Annotated in this window: 19 protein-coding genes, 2 pseudogenes and 1 riboswitch; of the genes and pseudogenes, 14 read left to right on the top strand and 7 right to left on the bottom strand. The window is 73.0% G+C overall.

Annotated features, from left to right (window positions below; translation table 11 throughout):
• From JM949_RS22175 to JM949_RS22145, 7 genes are all read left to right on the top strand, one after another.
• A partial coding sequence (locus tag JM949_RS22175) for an acetyl-CoA carboxylase biotin carboxyl carrier protein (RefSeq protein ID WP_203150283.1) occupies positions 1-207 on the top strand: 207 nt, incomplete at its 5' end.
• Between the two features lie 19 nt (positions 208-226).
• Complete coding sequence (locus JM949_RS22170; protein WP_203150282.1) at positions 227-1657, top strand: acetyl-CoA carboxylase biotin carboxylase subunit; 1431 nt, start codon at positions 227-229, stop codon at positions 1655-1657.
• Positions 1654-2409 carry an SRPBCC family protein gene (locus JM949_RS22165; protein ID WP_203150281.1) on the top strand — a complete coding sequence of 252 codons (756 nt, stop codon included), beginning with the start codon at positions 1654-1656 and terminating at the stop codon, positions 2407-2409. The genes JM949_RS22170 and JM949_RS22165 overlap by 4 nt, the downstream gene beginning before the upstream one ends.
• Entirely contained in the window at positions 2402-2806 is a 405-nt protein-coding gene (locus JM949_RS22160; protein WP_203150280.1) for a cupin domain-containing protein, read from the top strand. Before JM949_RS22165 ends, JM949_RS22160 begins: the two co-directional genes overlap by 8 nt.
• A complete protein-coding gene (locus JM949_RS22155; RefSeq protein WP_203150279.1) occupies positions 2803-4077 on the top strand; it encodes a beta-ketoacyl-[acyl-carrier-protein] synthase family protein in 1275 nt (424 codons plus the stop codon). The genes JM949_RS22160 and JM949_RS22155 overlap by 4 nt, the downstream gene beginning before the upstream one ends.
• Positions 4074-5327, top strand: a complete 1254-nt coding sequence (locus JM949_RS22150) for a beta-ketoacyl synthase N-terminal-like domain-containing protein (protein ID WP_203150278.1) — start codon at positions 4074-4076, stop codon at positions 5325-5327. Before JM949_RS22155 ends, JM949_RS22150 begins: the two co-directional genes overlap by 4 nt.
• Positions 5327-5650 (top strand): antibiotic biosynthesis monooxygenase family protein, encoded by a 324-nt coding sequence (locus JM949_RS22145; protein ID WP_203150277.1) that lies wholly within the window; start codon positions 5327-5329, stop codon positions 5648-5650. The genes JM949_RS22150 and JM949_RS22145 overlap by 1 nt, the downstream gene beginning before the upstream one ends.
• Positions 5651-5672: 22 nt before the next feature.
• Here JM949_RS22145 and JM949_RS22140 read toward each other — a convergent pair whose 3' ends face one another.
• On the bottom strand, positions 5673-6611 hold the full coding sequence (locus JM949_RS22140; protein ID WP_203150276.1) for a sialidase family protein: 939 nt from the start codon (positions 6609-6611) through the stop codon (positions 5673-5675).
• A gap of 153 nt (positions 6612-6764) precedes the next feature.
• Positions 6765-7688, bottom strand: coding sequence for an aminoglycoside phosphotransferase family protein (locus JM949_RS22135; protein ID WP_203150275.1), 924 nt, complete (start codon positions 7686-7688; stop codon positions 6765-6767).
• 132 nt (positions 7689-7820) lie between these two features.
• Here JM949_RS22135 and JM949_RS22130 point away from each other — a divergent pair, with 132 nt between their 5' ends.
• Together JM949_RS22130 and JM949_RS22125 are read left to right on the top strand one after the other, a co-directional pair.
• On the top strand, positions 7821-8945 hold the full coding sequence (locus tag JM949_RS22130) for an alpha-hydroxy acid oxidase (RefSeq protein WP_407664799.1): 1125 nt from the start codon (positions 7821-7823) through the stop codon (positions 8943-8945).
• A gap of 67 nt (positions 8946-9012) precedes the next feature.
• On the top strand, positions 9013-9273 hold the full coding sequence (locus JM949_RS22125; protein ID WP_203150274.1) for a hypothetical protein: 261 nt from the start codon (positions 9013-9015) through the stop codon (positions 9271-9273).
• Positions 9274-9379: 106 nt separating this feature from the next.
• Here JM949_RS22125 and JM949_RS22120 read toward each other — a convergent pair whose 3' ends face one another.
• The gene (locus JM949_RS22120) at positions 9380-10816 is read right to left on the bottom strand and encodes a glycine hydroxymethyltransferase (protein WP_203150273.1); all 1437 of its coding nucleotides are present in this window, start codon (positions 10814-10816) and stop codon (positions 9380-9382) included.
• 19 nt (positions 10817-10835) lie between these two features.
• Positions 10836-10925: riboswitch (ZMP/ZTP riboswitch) on the bottom strand.
• A gap of 101 nt (positions 10926-11026) precedes the next feature.
• Between JM949_RS22120 and JM949_RS22115 the strand changes: the two genes are divergently transcribed.
• The gene (locus JM949_RS22115; protein WP_203150272.1) at positions 11027-11833 is read left to right on the top strand and encodes an SDR family NAD(P)-dependent oxidoreductase; all 807 of its coding nucleotides are present in this window, start codon (positions 11027-11029) and stop codon (positions 11831-11833) included.
• A gap of 60 nt (positions 11834-11893) precedes the next feature.
• Here JM949_RS22115 and JM949_RS22110 read toward each other — a convergent pair whose 3' ends face one another.
• The 3 genes from JM949_RS22110 to JM949_RS22100 all read right to left on the bottom strand — a co-directional run bounded on the left by JM949_RS22110 (position 11894) and on the right by JM949_RS22100 (position 14060).
• The gene (locus JM949_RS22110; RefSeq protein WP_203150271.1) at positions 11894-12394 is read right to left on the bottom strand and encodes a hemerythrin domain-containing protein; all 501 of its coding nucleotides are present in this window, start codon (positions 12392-12394) and stop codon (positions 11894-11896) included.
• Between the two features lie 81 nt (positions 12395-12475).
• Positions 12476-13345 carry an NAD(P)H-hydrate dehydratase gene (locus tag JM949_RS22105; protein WP_203150270.1) on the bottom strand — a complete coding sequence of 290 codons (870 nt, stop codon included), beginning with the start codon at positions 13343-13345 and terminating at the stop codon, positions 12476-12478.
• The gene (locus JM949_RS22100; RefSeq protein WP_203150269.1) at positions 13329-14060 is read right to left on the bottom strand and encodes a histidine phosphatase family protein; all 732 of its coding nucleotides are present in this window, start codon (positions 14058-14060) and stop codon (positions 13329-13331) included. The genes JM949_RS22105 and JM949_RS22100 overlap by 17 nt, the downstream gene beginning before the upstream one ends.
• 57 nt (positions 14061-14117) lie before the next feature.
• On the opposite strand from JM949_RS22100, the gene JM949_RS22095 reads away from it, so the two are divergent.
• Entirely contained in the window at positions 14118-15140 is a 1023-nt protein-coding gene (locus JM949_RS22095) for a DNA polymerase domain-containing protein (RefSeq protein ID WP_203150268.1), read from the top strand.
• Positions 15141-15150: 10 nt separating this feature from the next.
• On the opposite strand, the gene JM949_RS22090 is transcribed toward JM949_RS22095, so the two are convergent.
• A complete protein-coding gene (locus tag JM949_RS22090; protein WP_203150267.1) occupies positions 15151-15657 on the bottom strand; it encodes an Lrp/AsnC family transcriptional regulator in 507 nt (168 codons plus the stop codon).
• Positions 15658-15763: 106 nt separating this feature from the next.
• Here JM949_RS22090 and pdhA point away from each other — a divergent pair.
• The 3 genes and pseudogenes from pdhA to JM949_RS22075 all read left to right on the top strand — a co-directional run.
• Positions 15764-16928 (top strand): annotated as a pseudogene (gene pdhA, locus JM949_RS22085) (pyruvate dehydrogenase (acetyl-transferring) E1 component subunit alpha).
• Positions 16925-17928 (top strand): annotated as a pseudogene (locus JM949_RS22080) (alpha-ketoacid dehydrogenase subunit beta). Before pdhA ends, JM949_RS22080 begins: the two co-directional pseudogenes overlap by 4 nt.
• The coding region (locus JM949_RS22075; protein WP_407664798.1) for a biotin/lipoyl-containing protein at positions 17925-18295 on the top strand (371 nt) is incomplete at its 3' end. The pseudogene JM949_RS22080 and the gene JM949_RS22075, both read left to right, overlap by 4 nt.

Genomic DNA, 18295 nt, shown 5'->3' with positions numbered 1-18295 from the left:
TTCTACCGGGCGCCGGAACCCGGCGCGCCGCCGTTCGTCGCGGTGGGCGACCTGGTCCGCCCGGGCCAGCCGATCGCCATCGTCGAGGCGATGAAGCTGATGAACGAGGTGACCGCCGAGCGTGCCGGTCGGGTGGTCGCGGTCCTCGTCGAGGACGGCCAGCCGGTCGAGTACGACCAGCCGCTGGTCGAACTGGACCCGGCGTGACGGCGCGGGGTGGTTGACCATGTTCGAGACCGTGCTGATCGCCAACCGGGGCGAGATCGCGCTGCGGGTGCTGCGCGCCTGCAAGGAGCTGGGCGTGCGGACGGCGGTGGTCTACTCCGCCGCGGACGCCGACTCGGCGGTGGTCCGCCGCGCCGACCAGGCCGTCCGGATCGGGCCCGCGTCGAGTCGGCGTAGCTACCTCAACGCCGCCGCCATCGTGGAGGCGGCCCGGCAGGTGGGGGCGCAGGCCGTGCACCCCGGCTACGGCTTCCTGTCCGAGGACGCCGACTTCGCCGAGATCTGCGCCGACAACGGGCTGACGTTCATCGGGCCGCCGCCGGCGGTGATGGCGGCGCTGGCCGACAAGTCCTCGGCGCGGGCCTTGATGAGCCGCGCCGGTCTGCCGCTGTCGCCGGGCAGTGTCGCGCCGGTGCCGACCGCCGCGGCGGCGGCCGAGGTCGCCGAGGCGATCGGCTACCCGGTGATCGTGAAGGCCGCCGCCGGGGGCGGTGGCCGGGGGATGACGGTGGTGCGCACCCCGGGTGAGCTGCGCCGGGCGTACACCCGGACCCGCGCCGCCGCGCAGGCCGCGTTCGGCGACGACCGGGTGTACGTCGAGCGCTACCTCACCGAGGCGCGACACGTCGAGGTGCAGGTGCTCTGCGACTCCCACGGCAACGGGGTGCACCTGGGCACCCGGGACTGCTCGGTGCAGCGCCGGCACCAGAAGCTGGTCGAGGAGGCGCCCGCCCCGGCGCTGCCCGCCGCCGTCCTCGACACCATCGCCGAGACCGCGCTGCGGGGTGCGCTCCAGGTCGGCTTCGTCGGTGCCGGCACGCTGGAGTTCCTGGTCGACGCCGAGGAGAAGTTCCACTTTCTCGAAATCAACTGTCGGATCCAGGTGGAGCATCCGGTCACCGAGATGGTCACCGGAATCGACCTGGTGCACGAGCAGCTGCACATCGCCGCCGGGGTGCCGTTGCGGTGGCGGCAGGAGGACATCCGGCTGCACGGCGTCGCGGTGGAGTGCCGGGTCAACACCGAGGACCCGGCGCGCGGCTTCGCCCCCACCCCCGGGCGGCTGGAGCGGTTCACCCCACCCGGCGGCCCGTTCACCCGGGTCGACACCCACGCCAGCGCCGGCTACCTGGTCGGCCCCTGGTACGACTCGCTGCTGGCCAAGGTGATCGTCTGGGCACCCGACCGGGAGCTGGCGCTCAACCGGCTGGAACGTGCCCTGGACGAGTTCGACGTCGCCGGTCCGGGCGTGCACACCACCATCCCGTTCGTCCGGCGGGTGCTCGACGACGCCGCGTTCCGCAAGGGCCGCTACACCACCGGCCTGGTCGACCGGCTGCTCGCCGCGCCCGCGCCGCAGCCGGCGGCCACCCCCACACCGCGCACCGCGCCCAGCGCGGCGCCCGACGTAACCCACAGGAGGACCCGATGACCGTCACCCATGGTCGCCCGATGACCGCCGAGATCACCGACATCCTGGTGGCGCACTGCGGGCTGGACGCCGACGCCGCGGCCCGGGCACCCGCCGCGTCGCTGGAGGAGCTGGGCATGGACTCGCTCGCCCTGCTGGAACTCTCCGCGGTCGTCGCCGACCGGTGGCAGGTGAGCATCCCCGAGCAGGCCGGCCAGCTGAGCATCCCGGCGGTGGCCGAGCTGGTCGCCCGCCGCGCCGACCCACCCGGGCACACCGAGAACAGCGTGCTCATCGACGCGCCCCTGGGGCTGGTCTGGGAGGTCACCAACGACGTGGCGAACTGGACCGAGCTGTTCACCGAGTACGCCGTGGTGGACATCCTGCACCGCGAGGGGCACACGGTGCGGTTCCGGCTCACCATGTACCCGGACGAGAACGGGGTGACCTGGAGTTGGGTGAGCGAACGCACCGCCGATCCGGTGAGCCGCCAGGTCCGGGCACACCGGGTGGAGACCGGTCCGTTCGAGTACATGCGGATCCACTGGCGCTACATTGAGGAGGCCGGTGGCACCCGGATGACCTGGACGCAGGACTTCGCGATGAAGCCGACAGCGCCTGTCGACAACGCCGCGATGACCGAGCGGATCAACACCAACAGCGTCATCCAACTCGCGGTGATCAAGGACCGGGTGGAGCGGATCGCCCGGCAGCGTGCCGACCAGGGCGACCCGGCGGGCGGCGACGGGTCCACGGAGGCCGGCGATGAGTGACCTGAGCACCCGGCCGGTCGCCGCCGGGGACGTACCCGCCGACCGGCGGCGCGGCGGTGAGCTGCGGGTGCTGCTCGGCCCCCGCACCGTCGGCAGCACCTCCGGCTTCCTCGGGGTGGCCACGCTCGCACCGGGGGAGCGGATCGCCGAGCACTACCACCCGTACAGCGAGGAGTTCCTGTACGTGGTGCGGGGTGCGATCACCGTCGACCTGGACGACCAGCCGACGCCGCTGGCCGCCGGCGAGGCGCTGTTCGTACCGGTGAACGTGCGGCACCGCCTGCGCAACACCGGCGTCGAACCCGCCGAGGTGGTCTTCCACCTGGGCCCGCTCGCCCCCCGGCCCGAATTGGGGCACGTCGACACCGAGTTGGCCGAACAGCGGGGCGCGTCGTGACCGGGCGCCGCACGGTGGTGACCGGGGTTGGGGTGGTCGCCCCGGGCGGCGCCAGCCGGGACCGCTTCTGGAAGACCATCACCGAGGGGCGGACCGCCACCCGGCGGATCAGCTTCTTCGACCCGTCGGCGTTCCGCTCGCAGATCGCCGCCGAGTGCGACTTCGACCCGGTCGCGGCCGGGCTCACCGAGGCCGAACGACGCCGGGCCGACCGGTACGTGCAGTTCGCGCTGGCCTGCTCCGCGGAGGCGGTCGCCGACGCCCAGTTGGTGCTCACCGACGCGGAGCGGGACCGGGCCGGGGTGGTGCTGGGCACGGCCGTGGGCGGCACGATGGCGCTGGAGCAGGAGTACGTCACGGTCAGCGAACACGGCCGGCGCTGGCTGGTCGACGGCGCGCGCGGCGGCCCGTACCTCTACCAGGCGTTGGTGCCCAGCAGCCTGGCCGCCGACGTGGCCTGCCGGTACGGCCTGCACGGCCCGGCGCAGGTGGTCTCCACCGGCTGCACCTCCGGCATCGACGCGATCGGGTACGCCCACCAGCTGATCGTGGACGGCGAGGCGGACGTGATACTGGCCGGCGCGTCCGACTCGCCGATCTCGCCGGTCACCGTCGCCTCGTTCGACGCGATCAAGGCGACCAGTCCGGACAACGACGACCCGGCGCACGCCTCCCGCCCGTTCGACGCCGACCGGCACGGGTTCGTGCTGGCCGAGGGCGGGGCGGTGCTGGTGCTGGAGGAGGCCGGGCACGCCCGCCGCCGGGGGGCGCACATCTACTGCGAGGTGGCCGGTTACGCCAGCCGGAGCAACGGCTACCACATGACCGGGCTACGCCCGGACGGGCTGGAGATGAGCCTGGCCGTCACCGACGCGCTCAAGCAGGGCAGGATCCTCCCCGAGCAGGTCTCCTACATCAGCGCGCACGGCTCGGGCACCCGGCAGAACGACAGGCACGAGACGGCCGCGTTCAAACGGGCGCTCGGCCAGGCCGCGTACCGGGTGCCGATCAGCTCCATCAAGTCGATGGTCGGGCACTCGCTCGGCGCGATCGGGTCGATCGAGATGGCCGCGTGCGCTCTCGCGATCGAGTTCGGTGTGGTGCCGCCGACGGCGAACTGGAGCACCCGGGACCCGGAGTGCGACCTGGACTACGTGCCCAACGAGGCGCGGGAGGTCCCGGTGGACGTGGCCCTCTCGGTGGGCAGCGGGTTCGGCGGCTTCCAGTCGGCGATGGTGTTCCGGCGGATGGCCGGGGCGGTGGCGGCGTGACCGCCGGGGTCGCCCGCGCGGTGGTGACCGGCATCGGGGTGGTCGCGCCCAGTGGCGTCGGCGCGGACGCGCACTGGCGTACGGTGCTGGCCGGCACCCGCCGGACCGGGCCGATCACCCTGTTCGACCCGTCCGATTACCCGACCCGCTTCGGCGGGGAGGTGCCCGGGTTCACCGCCGACTCCTACGCCGACAGTCGACAGTTGGTGCAGACCGACAGGTGGACGCACCTCGGTTTCGCCGCCACCCGGCTGGCGTTGGCCGACGCCGGCCTGCCCGAGCGGGCCCCCGACCCGTACGGCTACGCGGTGACCCTGGCCAGCTCGTCGGGGGGCAACCTGTTCGGTCAGCGGGAGCTGCAACGGCTCTGGGGTGGGCCGTCCCGGACGGTCGGGGCGTACCAGTCGATCGCCTGGTTCTACGCGGCCAGCGTCGGGCAGCTCTCCATCCACCACCAGTTCAAGGGCCCGAGCGGGGTGCTGGTCGCGGAGTCGGCCGGCGGGTTGGACAGCCTGGCGCACGCCGCCCGCGCGGTGCGCCGGGGCACTCCGGTGGTGATCGCCGGGGCCACCGAGTGCCCGCTGAGCCCGTACGCGCTGGCCTGCCAGTTGCGCTCGGGGCTGCTCAGCGACGTCGCCGACCCGGAGCGGGCGTACCGGCCGTTCGACGCCACCGCCAGCGGGTACCTGCCGGCCGAGGGGGGAGCGGTGTTCGTGGTGGAGGAGTTGGGGCACGCCCTGGCCCGGGGCGCCCGGGTCTACGGCGAGGTGAGCGGGTGGGGTTCCACCCACGACGCCGCGCACACCACGGCGGACAGCGCCGGCGACCCGGGCCAGTACGCGCGGGCGATGCGGCTGGCCCTGGACCGGGCGGGCGTCGCCGCGGCCGGGATCGACGTGGTGCTGCCCGACGCGCTGGGGGTGCCCCGCTACGACCGCAGCGAGGCCGAGGCGCTGCGCGCGGTGTTCGCCGACCGGCCGCCTCCGGTGAGCACGCAGAAGCCGCTGACGGGCCGGGCGTACCAGGGTGGTTCGGCGCTGGACGCGGCCACCGCGCTGCTCGCCTTCGCGCACGACACGCTGCCCGCGTCGGCCGGGCCGGACGAGGTGGCCCAGGGGTGCGAGTTGGACTTCCTGCGCGAGCACCGCCGGCCCCGCAGCCGCCTCGCGTTGGTCTGCGCGCGGGGCTTCGACGGGTTCAACAGCGCGCTGGTCCTGCGGGGCGCCGCGCCGACGAGGGGAGCGGTGTGATGAGTGAGCAGCGGGCCCGGGTGGTCTTCCTGGTGCGGGTGCCGGCACCGCGTACCGAGGCGTTCCTCGCCGCCTACGAGGAGGTGCGGCACCTGGTCGCCGGCGGCGTCCCGGGGCACCTGGTCGACCAGGTCTGCCAGTCGTCGACCGACCCGGAGCAGTGGCTGATCACCAGCGAGTGGGCCAGCCTGGCCGACTTCGAGAGGTGGGAGCGCAGCCCGGAGCATCGGGACCTGGTACGTCCGATGCGGGAGTGCTTCACCGACGCCCGGTCGCTGCGGTTCCACATCCACGCGCAGACGCCGGCGTTCGCGCCGGGCTGATCACCCTTCCCGTTCGGACCGTTCAGCCCGCCACCCTGACCTCGGCCAGGTAGACGCAGCTCCGCCCCTCGTGCGAGGAGTAGTAACTCACCCACAGCAGATCGTCGTGCCAGACCAGACCGGGGTAGCTGGTGTCGCCGCCGGAGGGCAGCGCGACCAGTTCGGTCAGCTCGCCCCGCTCGGCGTCGACGGCGCAGACCGCGGTGCGGACCTCGCCGTCGTGCAGGCGTACCCCGGCCAGCAGACGCCCGTCGGGCAGCCGCAGCAGCGTCGGGCCGCCCACCTGGACACCCAGGTCGGTCCAGGTCCAGTCCCGGTACGGTGGCTCGGCCCGGCCGAGCTGCGCGCTCGCGGCGACCCCGTCGCGCCGCAGCAGGCAGCGCGCGGTGCCGTCCGGCTCGAATACCAGCCCCGACTCGTTGGGGTACCCGCCCTGGAACAGCATCGGCACCCAGGGCTGCAGGTCGACCCCGTCGCTGCTGCGGTAGAGCCGGGCGAACCTCGGCTCGTGAGTGGCGTAGCCGACGCCGTACATCGTGTTGTCGTGCCAGGCCGCCCGCCACACCCAGACGCCCGGCTCACCGACCGGGGTCGGGTCGCCCCAGGCGTGCCCGTCGCCGGAGTGCCAGGTCACCGTCTGGAACGTCTTGGTGGCCTGGCCGGTGGCGGCCGCCGCCAGCAGTTGCAGACGGCCGTCGGGCCGCGCGACGAAGCGCGGGTCGCGCAGGTCGACGCCGTCCTGACAGATGACTGCCGCGGAGCTCCACGACCGGCCGTCGGTCGAGGTCAGCACCCGAATCACACCGTCGTCGCTCAGGTGCGTCCGTGCCTCGCGGAAGGCGCAGAACCACCGGCCGGCGTACCGGACGAGGTCGGTGAACGCGCTGTGCGGCGCATGGTCGCCGATCCGGTGGACGGCGGTGACCTCGGCGGTGGTGCGACGGGTGGGTGACGACGTCATGCGCGGCGGCCTCCTGGGCGCAGGGCGGGCGGAACGTGCCGGGCGCCGAGGCTAGCCGTTCCGGCCGACGCCCGCGCGGCCGTCAGCCGAACGTCCGACGAACACCTCGCGGAGATGGCGGCGCTGTCGGATTGGTGTCCTCCACCCGGCGGTTCAGCGGGGCACGCTGTGCTCGGCGAGCAGTTCGTCGAGCACGTGGCGGGCGTCGGCGGCTTTGCCGGGGTCCGGGTTGTCCAGGGTGATCAGCGACTTCCACAGCAGCCAGCCCCGTCCTCGGGCCCAGGTGGCCTCGTCCAAACCGAGCGCGTCGCGGAAGACGGTCCGGCTGCGGCCGTGCAGCATCGTCCAGGCGATCACCGTGTCGCAGGCGGGGTCGCCCACGCCGGAGCAGCCGAAGTCGATGACGGCGGCCAGCCTGCCGCCACGGACCAGGAGGTTGCCGGACGCGAAGTCGCCGTGGAACCAGACCGGTGGGCCGTCCCAGGTGGCGTCGAGAGCGGCCTGCCAGATGCCGCTGACCACGTCGACGGGCACCCGGTCGCGATGCGCCTCGATCACCGCCCGGGTCTCGGCGTCGTAGGTGGACAGCGGGCCGCCCCGCCAGGCGCTGTGCGGGCTGGCGGCCGGGCCGCCGGTGGCGTCGATGCCGCGCAGGGCGCGCAGGAAGGCGGCGAGGTCGGTGGCGAACCGGGTCAGGTTGTCGATCCGATCGGCTCGGGCGGTCTGTCCGTCGATCCACCGGTAGATCGACCAGGGGTACGGGTAGCCGGCGTCGGCGCGGCCCTGGGCCAGCGGGGTGGGCACCCGCAGTGGCAGTCGTGGGCCGAGCACCGGCAGCCAACGCTGCTCCTTGGCGACCTGGAGGGCGTATCCCGCGCCGCTGGGCAGCCGCACGGTCATCTCCTCGCCCAGCCGGAAGGTGCGGTTGTCCCAGCCGTCGACCTCCACCGGGCGGACCGGGAGGTGTGCCCACCGGGGAAACTGCTCGGCCACCAGCCGGTGGACCAGGGCCACGTCGATCCGGTCGGCCACCTCGTGCTCGGTGTCCGGTACGTCGGGATTGGGCGGGGTGCTCATCCGTCCGAGCCTGCGGAACCCGACTCCGGTTCGCAACTGAATTGGCCGGCCCGAGCACCGTCGATTGACGCTCGTCAGGGCGGGCGGCTAGGTTTGCGCCACGCCCCTGAGCTGCCGCACCATGGAGGTTCCGTGGCTACCCCGAGGAGCCGGCGGCCCAGTCCCGCCGCGCCCGCGCCGCGGGCCGAGTTGCCGGTCGTGTCGCTCGCCGACTACGCCGAGCGGGCCCGGGCCGTGCTGGCACCGGAGGTGTGGGACTACCTGGCCGGTGGCAGCGCGTCCGAGGTGACCCTCGCCGCGAACCGTCGCGCGCTGGACCGCGTCGCGGTGCTGCCGCGGGTGCTGCGTGGGGTGGACACGGTCGACCTCGGCGTCCGGCTGCTCGGCCGCCGGTACGCCATGCCGGTCGGGGTGGCGCCGATGGCGTACCAGCGACTGGTCCACCCGGACGGGGAGGTGGTTCTGGCGGCGGCGGCCGGTGCGGCCGGGATCCCCTACCTGGCGAGCACGCTGGGCAGCACGCCCATCGAGCAGGTCACCAGGACGGGCGCGGACGTGTGGTTCCAGCTCTACTGGCTGCGCGACCGGGCTCTCGTCAGTGATCTGCTGGACCGGGTCGTCGAGGCCGGCTGCCGGGCGGTGGTGGTCACCGTGGACGTCCCGGTGCTCGGCCGCCGTCCCCGGGACCTGCGTAACGCGTTCCGGCTGCCGGCGGACGTGGTCGCCGCGAACCTGCCCGACGGCCGCGACGCCCTGGCACACTCCGGTGCGCCCGGGGTGTCCGCGGCCGCCGCGTCGTTCGCGCCGGCGCTGCGCTGGGCGGATGTGGCCTGGCTGCGCGAGCGGGTCGACCTGCCGTTGGTGCTCAAGGGGCTGTTGGACCCGCGCGACGCGGCCGAGGCGGTACGGGTCGGCGCCGACGCGGTGATCGTCTCCAACCATGGCGGGCGGCAACTGGACGGCGCGCCAGCCAGCGTCACCATGCTGCCGGAGGTCGTCGACGTGGTCGGGGACGGGTGCCAGGTGCTGCTGGACAGCGGCATCCGTGGTGGCACCGACGTGCTGCGGGCGCTGGCGTTGGGTGCGGCCGGGGTGCTCGTCGGCAGGCCACTGCTGTGGGCGCTGGCCGTCGGTGGGGAGTCGGCCGCCCGGGACGCGTTGGCGCTGCTCGCCGCCGAGCTGACCGACGCGCTCACCCTGGCCGGCTGCACCGATCCGGTGGCGGCCGGAGAGCTGCGTACCCTCGGGGTGGGTTGACGCACCGCGTTCATTGGATGGCAAAGCGCAACGGCCCGCGTGTCGCCGTCCTGCTTGGACGGCCATAATGGGCCGCATGGTTGCCTGGGAGTACGCCTTGCTCGTCCGCCGCTATCAGGGACAGGGCCGCAATTTCCACGTCTCGTTCGTCTGGTACGGCCCAGACGGCTCGCGCAAGGACATCACCGCCTACGGCGACACCGCCATCGCGCACCTCAACCGCGCCGGCCGGGAGGGTTGGGAGCTGGTCTCCGCCGCCGAGGACGTGAACAACGTCCAGGGCAGCACCGAGGTGCACCGTTACCACCTCAAGCGCCCGATGGCCTGACTGTCGGTCGCACCGGCACCGAGTGTTCCTCCCGAGCGGTATACCTCTGGGTCATGAATATGCCGCAGCGGTATACCGCCCGGGACGGCTACCTCGACCCGGCCGGTCAGGCCAGGTCGATGCCGGGGTAGAGCGGGTGCGGGGCCATCAGGTCGGCGGCCTGGCGGGCGACCTTGTCGGCCAGGTCGGGGTCCATTGTGTACTTGGCCTTCGAGGGGGTGCCGTCGGTGTTGGCGCCGGCGCTGGTCTGGGTCAGCACGGTGTGGATCAGCTCCGCGGTCTGGTCCATCTCCGCGGTGCCCAGGCCCCGGGTGGTCAGCGCCGGGGTGCCGATCCGGATGCCGGACGTGTACCACGCGCCGTTCGGGTCCTGCGGGACCGAGTTGCGGTTGGTGACGATGCCCGAGTCCAGCAGAGCCTGCTCGGCCTGCCGGCCGGTGAGCCCGTAACCGGACACGTCGATCAACACCAGGTGGTTGTCGGTGCCGCCGGTGACCAGCTTCGCGCCCCGGCGCAGCAGCCCCTCGGCGAGCGCCTGGGCGTTGTCCACGATCCGCTGGGCGTAGTCGGCGAAGTCCGGCCGGCGGGCCTCGGCGAGCGCGACCGCCTTGGCGGCTATCACGTGCGGCAGCGGACCGCCGAGCACCATCGGGCAGCCCCGGTCCACCTGGTCGGCCAGCTCCGGCTGGCAGAGCACCATGCCGCCGCGCGGGCCGCGCAGCGACTTGTGGGTGGTGGTGGTGACGATGTGCGCGTGCGGCACCGGGTCGAAGTCGCCGCTGAACACCTTGCCGGCCACCAGACCGGCGAAGTGCGCCATGTCGACCATGAAGGTGGCGCCGACCGAGTCGGCGATCTCCCGCAGGATCCGGAAGTTCACCTTCCGGGGGTACGCCGAGTAGCCGCCGACCAGGATCAGCGGCTTGAACTCGCGGGCCGCCTCGGCCACCCGGTCGTAGTCGATCAGGCCGGTCGCCGGGTCGGTGCCGTAGCTGCGCTGGTCGAACATCTTGCCGGAGATGTTCGGCCGGAAGCCGTGGGTGAGGTGCCCGCCGGCGTCCAGCGACATGCCGAGCATCCGCTGGTTGCCCAGCTCGCGCCGCAGCGCGAACCAGTCGGCCTCGGTGAGGTCGTTGACCTGACGGACCTGCGCCTTCTTCAGCGCGGGGGACTCCACCCGGTCGGCCAGCACCGCCCAGAACGCGACCAGGTTGGCGTCGATGCCCGAGTGGGGTTGCACGTACGCGTGGGCGGCGCCGAACAGCTCGCGGGCGTGCTCGGCGGCGAGCGCCTCGACGGTGTCGACGTTCTGGCAGCCGGCGTAGAAGCGGCGGCCGACGGTGCCCTCGGCGTACTTGTCACTGAACCAGTTGCCCATGGCCAGCAGCGTCGCCGGGGAGGCGTAGTTCTCACTGGCGATCAGCTTGAGTGACTCCCGCTGGTCGGTCAGCTCGGCGCCGATGGCGTCGGCCACCCGGGGCTCGACCGCCCGGATCACCTCAAGGGCACTGCGGAATGCGGTGGACTCGGCGTTGCGCGACATGCGACCTCCAACAGACGTGCGGGAAGGCCCAGGCGCTCGGCGAACGTCCTCGTGACGGGGCCGCTCCCCGATGGTTCTCCATCCCAACGCGCCAGTAACGGCCCAGGCCGATCCTAGCCGGAGGGTTGGGCGGCAGGTGGCGGGGCACCCGGTAGGGGAGCGGATACCGCGTCCGGTACGACCGCCGTTGATCCGGGAGGAACCCTCATCATGACCACACCGACCACCGAACGACCGCTCGCCGTGGTGACCGGAGCGTCCAGCGGGATCGGTTACGAGCTGGCCGTGCAGTTCGTCGAGCACGGCTTCGACCTGGTCATCGCCGCCGAGGATGACGGCATCGACCTGGCGGCGCAGAAGCTGCGCCGCCAGGACGGTCCGCACGTCTGGTCGGTCCGCGTCGACCTGGCCCGGGAACAGGGCGTGGCGGAGCTGGTGGCCGCCGTCACCGCGACCGGAAGGCCGCTGGACGCGCTGGCGCTCAACGCCGGTCGGGGCGCGGGCGGGGCCTTCGTCGGCGGTACCGACCTGGCCGACGAACTGGAGATCGTCGACCTGAACGTGCGTTCGACAGTGCACCTGGCGAAGCGGCTGCTGCCCGGCATGGTCGAGCGGGGCGCGGGCCGGGTGCTGTTCACCTCGTCGATCGCCTCCACCATGCCCGGGCCGTTCCAGGCGGTCTACAACGCGTCGAAGTCGTTCGTGCAGTCCTTCGCCGAGGCGCTGCGCAACGAGCTGAAGGACACCGGTGTCACGGTGACCGCGCTGATGCCCGGGCCGACCGACACGGAGTTCTTCGACCGCGCCGACATGGAGGACACCCGGGTGGGGTCCGGCAAGAAGGATGACCCGGCGGAGGTCGCCGCCCAGGGCTTCGCCGCGATGATGAAGGGCGATCAGACGGTCACCGCCGGCTCGCTGATGAACAAGGTGCAGACCGCCGCCGGCAAGATCATTCCGGACAAGCTCAAGTCCGAGCAGCACCGCCGGATGGCCGAGCCGGGCTCGGGTCACTGACCTGCGGCGCACGACGAAGGGCCCGGCGTGATGCCGGGCCCTTCGGTCTGTGCGGTGGCCTCAGGCGGTCACCGCGTCCACTGCCTTCTTGATCGCCTTCGGGTCGGTCGGGGTACGCGGGGCGTCCGCCCGCAGGGCGATCATCTTCTCGCCGATCTCCTGGAGCTGCTTGCGGCCCAGCGCGTCGCGGACCTTGGGGAACCACTCCTCCTCTTCCTCCTCGACGTGGTGGGTGACGTTCTCGATCAGCACCGTCGTCTTGGCGTTGAACCGCTCGTCACTGGCGTCCATGCTGGCCAGCTCGGCGCAGAGGACGTCGGCGACGTGGTGCTCCTCGTACGATTCGAGAATGTCGTCCTCGAGGTCGGGAAGCAGCCGGCGGATCTCCGGGTACATCACCTCGTTCTCCAGATAGGTGTGCACCGTCAGTGCCTCCAGGATCTGGTCCACCAACTTCTGCCGCTTGCCAGCGGGCCCCTCCTCGGCGTCCTGGAAGGCCTTGAACAGGCGGCGCATTTCCTTGTGGTCCTCTTTGAGCAGGACGATGGCATCGGTCGACACCGGTGTGACCTCCCTGAATCTCGTCTCGGTATGGTTCCGGTACCCCGGTGGTGATCTGCGGAAACAGTGGAAATCGCCCGATCAGACCATGGCCAGGGTGCGGGGGATCTCGTCGAGCAGCTCCCGGGCCAGAAATCCGATCCGGCCGTAGCGGGGGATCAGCCGCTGGCCGCTCACCGCGTGCGCGAACGAACCCCAACAGGCGGCCTGCGCCGGGTCGGCCCCCCGGGACAGCAGACCCGCCAGCAACCCGGCGAGCACGTCCCCGCTGCCGGAGGTGCCCAGCCCGGCGTCGCCGCTCTCCTCCCGCCAACCCCGCCCGTCCGGGGCGGCCACATGCCCGTACAGCGAGACGACCGCCTCGTACCGGACGGCCAACTCGGCCGCCTCGGCGTCCAGGTCGTCGCCCGGGTCCCGGCCGAGCAGGTGCCCGGCCTCGGTGACGTTGGGGGTGAGCAGCACCGGCCGGCCCGAGCCGAGCAGCAGGTCCGGCGCGTGGCTGAGCGCACCGAGGGCGTACGCGTCGAGCACCAGCGACGTGTCCGGCCGGGCCGCCTCCAGGACCAGGTCCAGCAGCCGGTTGGTCTCGTCGATCGCCTTCAGCCCGGGGCCGAGGGTCACCACGTCGGCCTGGGCCACCAGGTCGCCGAGCTGGCCGTCCCGGTCGGCGGCCACCGCGCCGTCGGCGGTCTCCGGTAGGCCGACCACCAGCGCCTCGGGCACCTGGATGCTCAGCGTGGCGGCGGTGGACTCGGCGGCGGCGAGCTGGAGCACACCGGCCCCGGCGCGCAGCGCCGCCACCCCGGCCAGCAGCACCGCGCCCGGGGTGAAGCGGGAGCCGCCGACCACCAGCACGGTGCCCCGGCTCTCCTTCCCGCCGGCCGGCACCGGCAGCGCCCAGTCCCGCAGCAGCCCCGGCGTGATCACCTTCACCTCAGACCGGCTCGGCATTGATCTCGTCCTCCCTGGTCGGCTCGGCGCCCCGCGACCGCAGGTGCCCGACGGTGTTGAACGCGGTGAGGGTTAGTCGCTCCTCGGCGTCCGCGGACCACTCGGTGATCGAGCAGTTGGCGATCACCTCCTGCCGGGTGTGCGCCATCAGCTCCTCCTCGGTCAACCCCTCCACCAGATAGCGCAGCAGAAGGACCAGCGCGTCGTGGCCGAAGAGCAGCACCCGACAGCCCTCGTGGTCGCGCCGCAGGTCACCCAGGAGCGTCCGGAGGCGTAAGGCCACATCCGTCCAGGACTCCCCGCCGGGCGGCCGGTAGTAGAACTTGCCGAGCCGGGCCCGTCGCTCGGCCTCGTCCGGGTACCGCCGGCGCACCCCGTGCCCGGTCAGCCCGTCCAGGATGCCCAGCTCCCGGTCGCGCAGCCGCTCGTCCCGGTGGACCGGGATGTCGGTGCCGGCCAGCGCCAGCCGCGCGGTCTGCACCGCCCGCAGGTACGGCGACACCACCGCCACGTCCGGGCGCTTGCCGTCCGGCAGCTCGGCCAGCCAGCGCCCGGTCGCCCGGGCCTGCTCCTCACCGGTCGCGGAGAGCGGCACGTCGGCGTCGCGGTGGGTCAGGTCGATCAGCTCCGCGCCCGAGGCCTCGGCGTGCGTCGCCGCGACGTTCGCGGTGCTCTCGCCGTGCCGGACGATCCACAGGGTTGCCAGTTCCGCCATGCGGCCCCCCTACCCGGGCGCGCCGACGGTAACCGTGCCCGACGCCGCGCCGTGCCGATGTGCGCTCGCGGGGCCTGCGCCGGCGGCGTAGGTCGTACCCTCGGTGGCGTGGCGACGGCGGCGGAGGAGATCCGGGTGGGGGAGCGGCTGGTCCGCGTCTCCAGCCCCGACAAGCCGTACTTTCCCCAGCGGGGGCTGACCAAGCTGGACGTGGTCCGCTACTTCCTGGCGGTGGGTGACGGCATCCTGCGCGCGCTACGGGACCGGCCGACCATGCTGGAACGGTGGCCGCGTGGCGTCTTCGAGGGCGCGACCATCGCGACCCGGCAGACCAACCGGGGTGACGCGTTCTACCAGAAGCGGCTGCCGGCGGGCGCGCCCGAGTGGGTGCGCACCGCGCACATCACCTTCCCCAGTGGCCGTACCGCCGACGAGGTCGCGCCGAGCGAGCTGGCAGTGGTCATCTGGGCGGTCAACCTGGGCACCCTGCGGTTCCATCCGTGGCCGGTCAGCGCCGCCGACGTGGAGCGCCCCGACCAGCTGCGGATCGACCTGGACCCGATGCCCGGGGTCGGCTTCGACCAGGTGGTGCCGGTGGCGCACGAGGTGCGCGCGTTCCTCGCCGAGCTGGGCATGACCGGCTACCCGAAGACCACCGGCGGCCGGGGTCTGCACGTCTACCTGTCCATCGAGCCGCGGTGGAGCTTCGGTGACTGCCGACGGGCGGTGCTCGCCCTGGGCCGGGAGATGCAGCGCCGGCTGCCGGACCTGGTCACCACCACCTGGTGGCGCGAGCAGCGGGACCGGCCGGTCTTCGTCGACTACAACCAGATGGCCCGCGACCACACGGTGACGTCGGCATACTCGATCCGGCCGACGCCCGCCGCGCTGGTCTCGGCGCCGCTGGACTGGTCCGAGCTGGACCAGGTCCGCCCGGAGGACTTCGACGTGCTCAGCATGCCGGCCCGGTTCGCCGAGCGCGGCGACCCGCACGCCGGCCTGGACGGTGACCGACACTCGCTGGAACCGCTGCTGGAGTTGGCCGACCGGGACGGGCTGGAGGCCCCGCCCGAACGGTGACCGGCCAGGCCTACTGCCAGGGGCTCTGCGTCCCGCCGAACTCCTCGAAGACCAGCCACGAACGCGTCGACAGCACCCCGGCGATGCGTTGCACCCGGTCCAGCACCACGTCCCGCAGCGCGGCGTTGTCCGGGGCGCGGACCAGGGCCAGCACGTCGTGTTCGCCGCTGAGCAACGCGACGTGCTCGACGTAGCGGACCTGGGCCAGCTCGGCCGACACCTCCCGCCAGGTGTTCTGTTCGATCGTCAACGCCATGTACGCCGAGGTGCCCAGCCCGGCCGCCTCGGGCGCCACCCGGGCATGGAAGCCGGTGATCACCCGGTCGCGCACCAGCCGCTCCACCCGCGCGTACGCGTTGGTGCGGGAGATGTGGATCCGCTCGGCGAGGGTGCGTACCGACGTTCGACCGTCCCGGACCAGCTCGTCGACGATCCGCCGGTCCACCTCGTCGAGGGCTCGGACCGATCGTCCCGATCCCGCTGCCCGGCCCGCTCCACCGGCGGTCTCCTGGCTCACAGATGGATCCTCCGCATACCAATCGTCCCGCCTTCCGCGTGGATCTTGAGTCAATCATCCGACAAGCGGAAGCATAGGCTCACCACACGTCCCAGGAGGTTCCGCCGTGACGACCACTCCCCAGGCGGTCCGCAGGGCATCCCCGCGCACCCGTCGGCGGCCACCCCGCCCGACCCGGCGCGCCCGTTGCTGCCGGACGCCGAGCCAGTCCGCCTGCTCGACCCGACCGGCACGCCGTTGCCGGCCCGCACCGACTACCCCGAACCGCCCGTCGAGGTGCTGCGCGAGCTGTACCGCCGATGGTGCTCGGCCGTCGCTTCGACACCCAGGCCACCGCCCTGACCAAGCAGGGTCGGCTCGCCGTCTACCCGTCCTCGCGAGGCCAGGAGGCGTGCCAGGTCGGCGCGGTGCTCGCCGTCCGCGACACCGACTGGGTCTTCCCCACGTACCGCGAATCGATGGCACTGGTTGCCCGGGGCATCGACCCGGTCGACGTGCTCACCCTGCTGCGCGGCGACTGGCACTGCGGCTACGACCCGACCGCTGTGCACACCGCGCCGCAGTGCACCCCGCTCGCCACCCAGTGCGTGCACGCCGCCGGGCTGGCGCACGGCGAGGCGTACCAGGGTCGCGACACCGTGGCGCTGGCCTTCATCGGCGACGGCGCCACCAGCGAGGGCGACTTCCACGAGGGCATCAACTTCGCCGCCGTGTTCAAGGCGCCGGTGGTCTACTTCGTGCAGAACAACAGGTACGCGATCAGCGTCCCGCTCTCCCGGCAGACCGCCGCGCCGTCGCTGGCCTACAAGGGCGTCGGCTACGGGGTGCCCAGCGAGCAGGTCGACGGCAACGACCCGGTCGCGGTGCTCGCCGTGCTCACCCGCGCGGTGGAGCACGCCCGCGCCGGCAAGGGGCCGTTCCTGGTGGAGGCGCACACCTACCGGATGGAGCCGCACACCAACGCCGACGACGCGAGTCGCTACCGCGACGGCGCCGAGGTCGACGCCTGGCGCGACCGGGACCCGGTCGCCCGCCTGGAGACCTACCTGCGCGCCCGCGGCGTGCTCGACGACGCGGCGATCGCCGAGATCGCCGACCAGGCCGAGGCGTACGCGGCGGACCTGCGGACCCGGATGCACGAGCAGCCAGTGGTCGACCCGCTGAGCCTCTTCGACCACGTCTACGCCGAACCCACCCCGCAGCTGATCGAACAGCGCGAGCAGGTCCGCGCCGAACTGGCCGCCGCGCACGACGAGGAGGGCGACGCCTGATGGCCACCACCATGGCGAAGGCGCTCAACGCCGCGCTGGCCGACGCGCTCGCCGCCGACGACCGGGTGGTCGTCTTCGGTGAGGACGTCGGCGCGCTCGGCGGCGTCTTCCGGATCACCGACGGCCTCCAGGCCCGGTTCGGTGACACCCGCTGCTTCGACACCCCGCTCGCCGAGGCCGGCATCGTCGGCTTCGCCGTCGGCATGGCCATGTCCGGGCTGCGGCCGGTGGTCGAGATGCAGTTCGACGCCTTCGCGTACCCGGCGTTCGAGCAGATCGCCTCGCACGTGGCGAAGCTGCGCAACCGCACCCGGGGCGCGCTGAGCGTGCCGATCGTCATCCGGGTGCCGTACGCGGGCGGCATCGGTGGGGTCGAGCACCACTGCGACTCGTCCGAGGCGTACTACGCGCACACCCCCGGCCTGAAGGTGGTCACCCCGGCGACCGTCGGCGACGCGTACTCGCTGCTGCGCGAGGCGATCGACGACCCCGACCCGGTGGTCTTCATGGAGCCCAAGAAGCTCTACTTCGCCAGCGCCGACGCGTCGCTGCCGACCCGTACCGAACCGTTCGGGCGGCCGTCGTGCGCCGGCCCGGCCGCGACGCCACCCTGGTGGCGTACGGGCCGGCGGTGCCGGTCGCGCTGGAGGCCGCCGAGGCCGCCCGCGAGGAGGGCTGGGACCTGGAGGTCGTCGACGTGCGCACCATCGTGCCGTTCGACGACGCCACCATCACCGCCTCGGTCCGGCGCACCGGCCGGTGCGTGGTGATTCAGGAGGCGCCCGGTTTCGCGGGCGTCGGCGCGGAGATCGCCGCCCGGGTGCAGGAGCGCTGCTTCCACGCGCTGCACGCCCCGGTGCTGCGGGTCGCCGGGCTGGACATCCCGTACCCGGCGCCGATGCTGGAGCACACCCACCTGCCCGGCGTGGACCGGGTGCTCGACGCGGTGGCCCGGCTCCAGTGGGACGACCAGCCGGACGCGCGTTGGGCGGCGGCATGACCACCGTCGAGGGAACCCGGGTCTTTCTCCTGCCCGACCTGGGCGAGGGGCTGAGCGAGGCGGAGATCGTCGAGTGGCGGGTCGCCGTCGGCGACGTGGTGACTGTCGACCAGAGCGTGGTCGAGGTGGAGACCGCCAAGGCCGTCGTCGATGTGCCCTGCCCGTACGCCGGCCGGGTGGTCACCCTGCACGGCGCGGCCGGTGAGGTACGTCCGGTCGGCCAGCCGTTGATCACCATCGCGCCGCTGGACGGCGGCGACGAGCCCGCCGGGCACGCCACCTACCGCGAGGAGGAGCGGGCCGGCTCCGGCAACGTGCTGATCGGCTACGGCACCGGCCACGGCGGCGCCACCCGCCGTCGGCGTCG

The sequence above is a fragment of the Micromonospora tarensis genome (assembly GCF_016803395.1).
Classification (GTDB): domain Bacteria; phylum Actinomycetota; class Actinomycetes; order Mycobacteriales; family Micromonosporaceae; genus Micromonospora; species Micromonospora tarensis.
The sequence above is the reverse complement of the archived record's forward strand: the minus strand, read 5'-3'. Positions and strand labels throughout refer to the sequence as shown.

Bases quoted from the DNA above. Each gene is read 5' to 3' on its own strand.
- JM949_RS22140 (WP_203150276.1), bottom strand. From the start codon at position 6,611: ATGACGTCGTCACCCACCCGTCGCACCACCGCCGAGGTCACCGCCGTC.
- JM949_RS22145 (WP_203150277.1), top strand. From the start codon at position 5,327: ATGAGTGAGCAGCGGGCCCGGGTGGTCTTCCTGGTGCGGGTGCCGGCA.
- JM949_RS22135 (WP_203150275.1), bottom strand. From the start codon at position 7,688: ATGAGCACCCCGCCCAATCCCGACGTACCGGACACCGAGCACGAGGTG.
- JM949_RS22160 (WP_203150280.1), top strand. From the start codon at position 2,402: ATGAGTGACCTGAGCACCCGGCCGGTCGCCGCCGGGGACGTACCCGCC.
- JM949_RS22105 (WP_203150270.1), bottom strand. From the start codon at position 13,345: ATGCCGAGCCGGTCTGAGGTGAAGGTGATCACGCCGGGGCTGCTGCGG.
- JM949_RS22170 (WP_203150282.1), top strand. From the start codon at position 227: ATGTTCGAGACCGTGCTGATCGCCAACCGGGGCGAGATCGCGCTGCGG.
- JM949_RS22100 (WP_203150269.1), bottom strand. From the start codon at position 14,060: ATGGCGGAACTGGCAACCCTGTGGATCGTCCGGCACGGCGAGAGCACC.
- JM949_RS22115 (WP_203150272.1), top strand. From the start codon at position 11,027: ATGACCACACCGACCACCGAACGACCGCTCGCCGTGGTGACCGGAGCG.
- JM949_RS22120 (WP_203150273.1), bottom strand. From the start codon at position 10,816: ATGTCGCGCAACGCCGAGTCCACCGCATTCCGCAGTGCCCTTGAGGTG.
- JM949_RS22095 (WP_203150268.1), top strand. From the start codon at position 14,118: ATGTGCGCTCGCGGGGCCTGCGCCGGCGGCGTAGGTCGTACCCTCGGT.
- JM949_RS22165 (WP_203150281.1), top strand. From the start codon at position 1,654: ATGACCGTCACCCATGGTCGCCCGATGACCGCCGAGATCACCGACATC.
- JM949_RS22125 (WP_203150274.1), top strand. From the start codon at position 9,013: ATGGGCCGCATGGTTGCCTGGGAGTACGCCTTGCTCGTCCGCCGCTAT.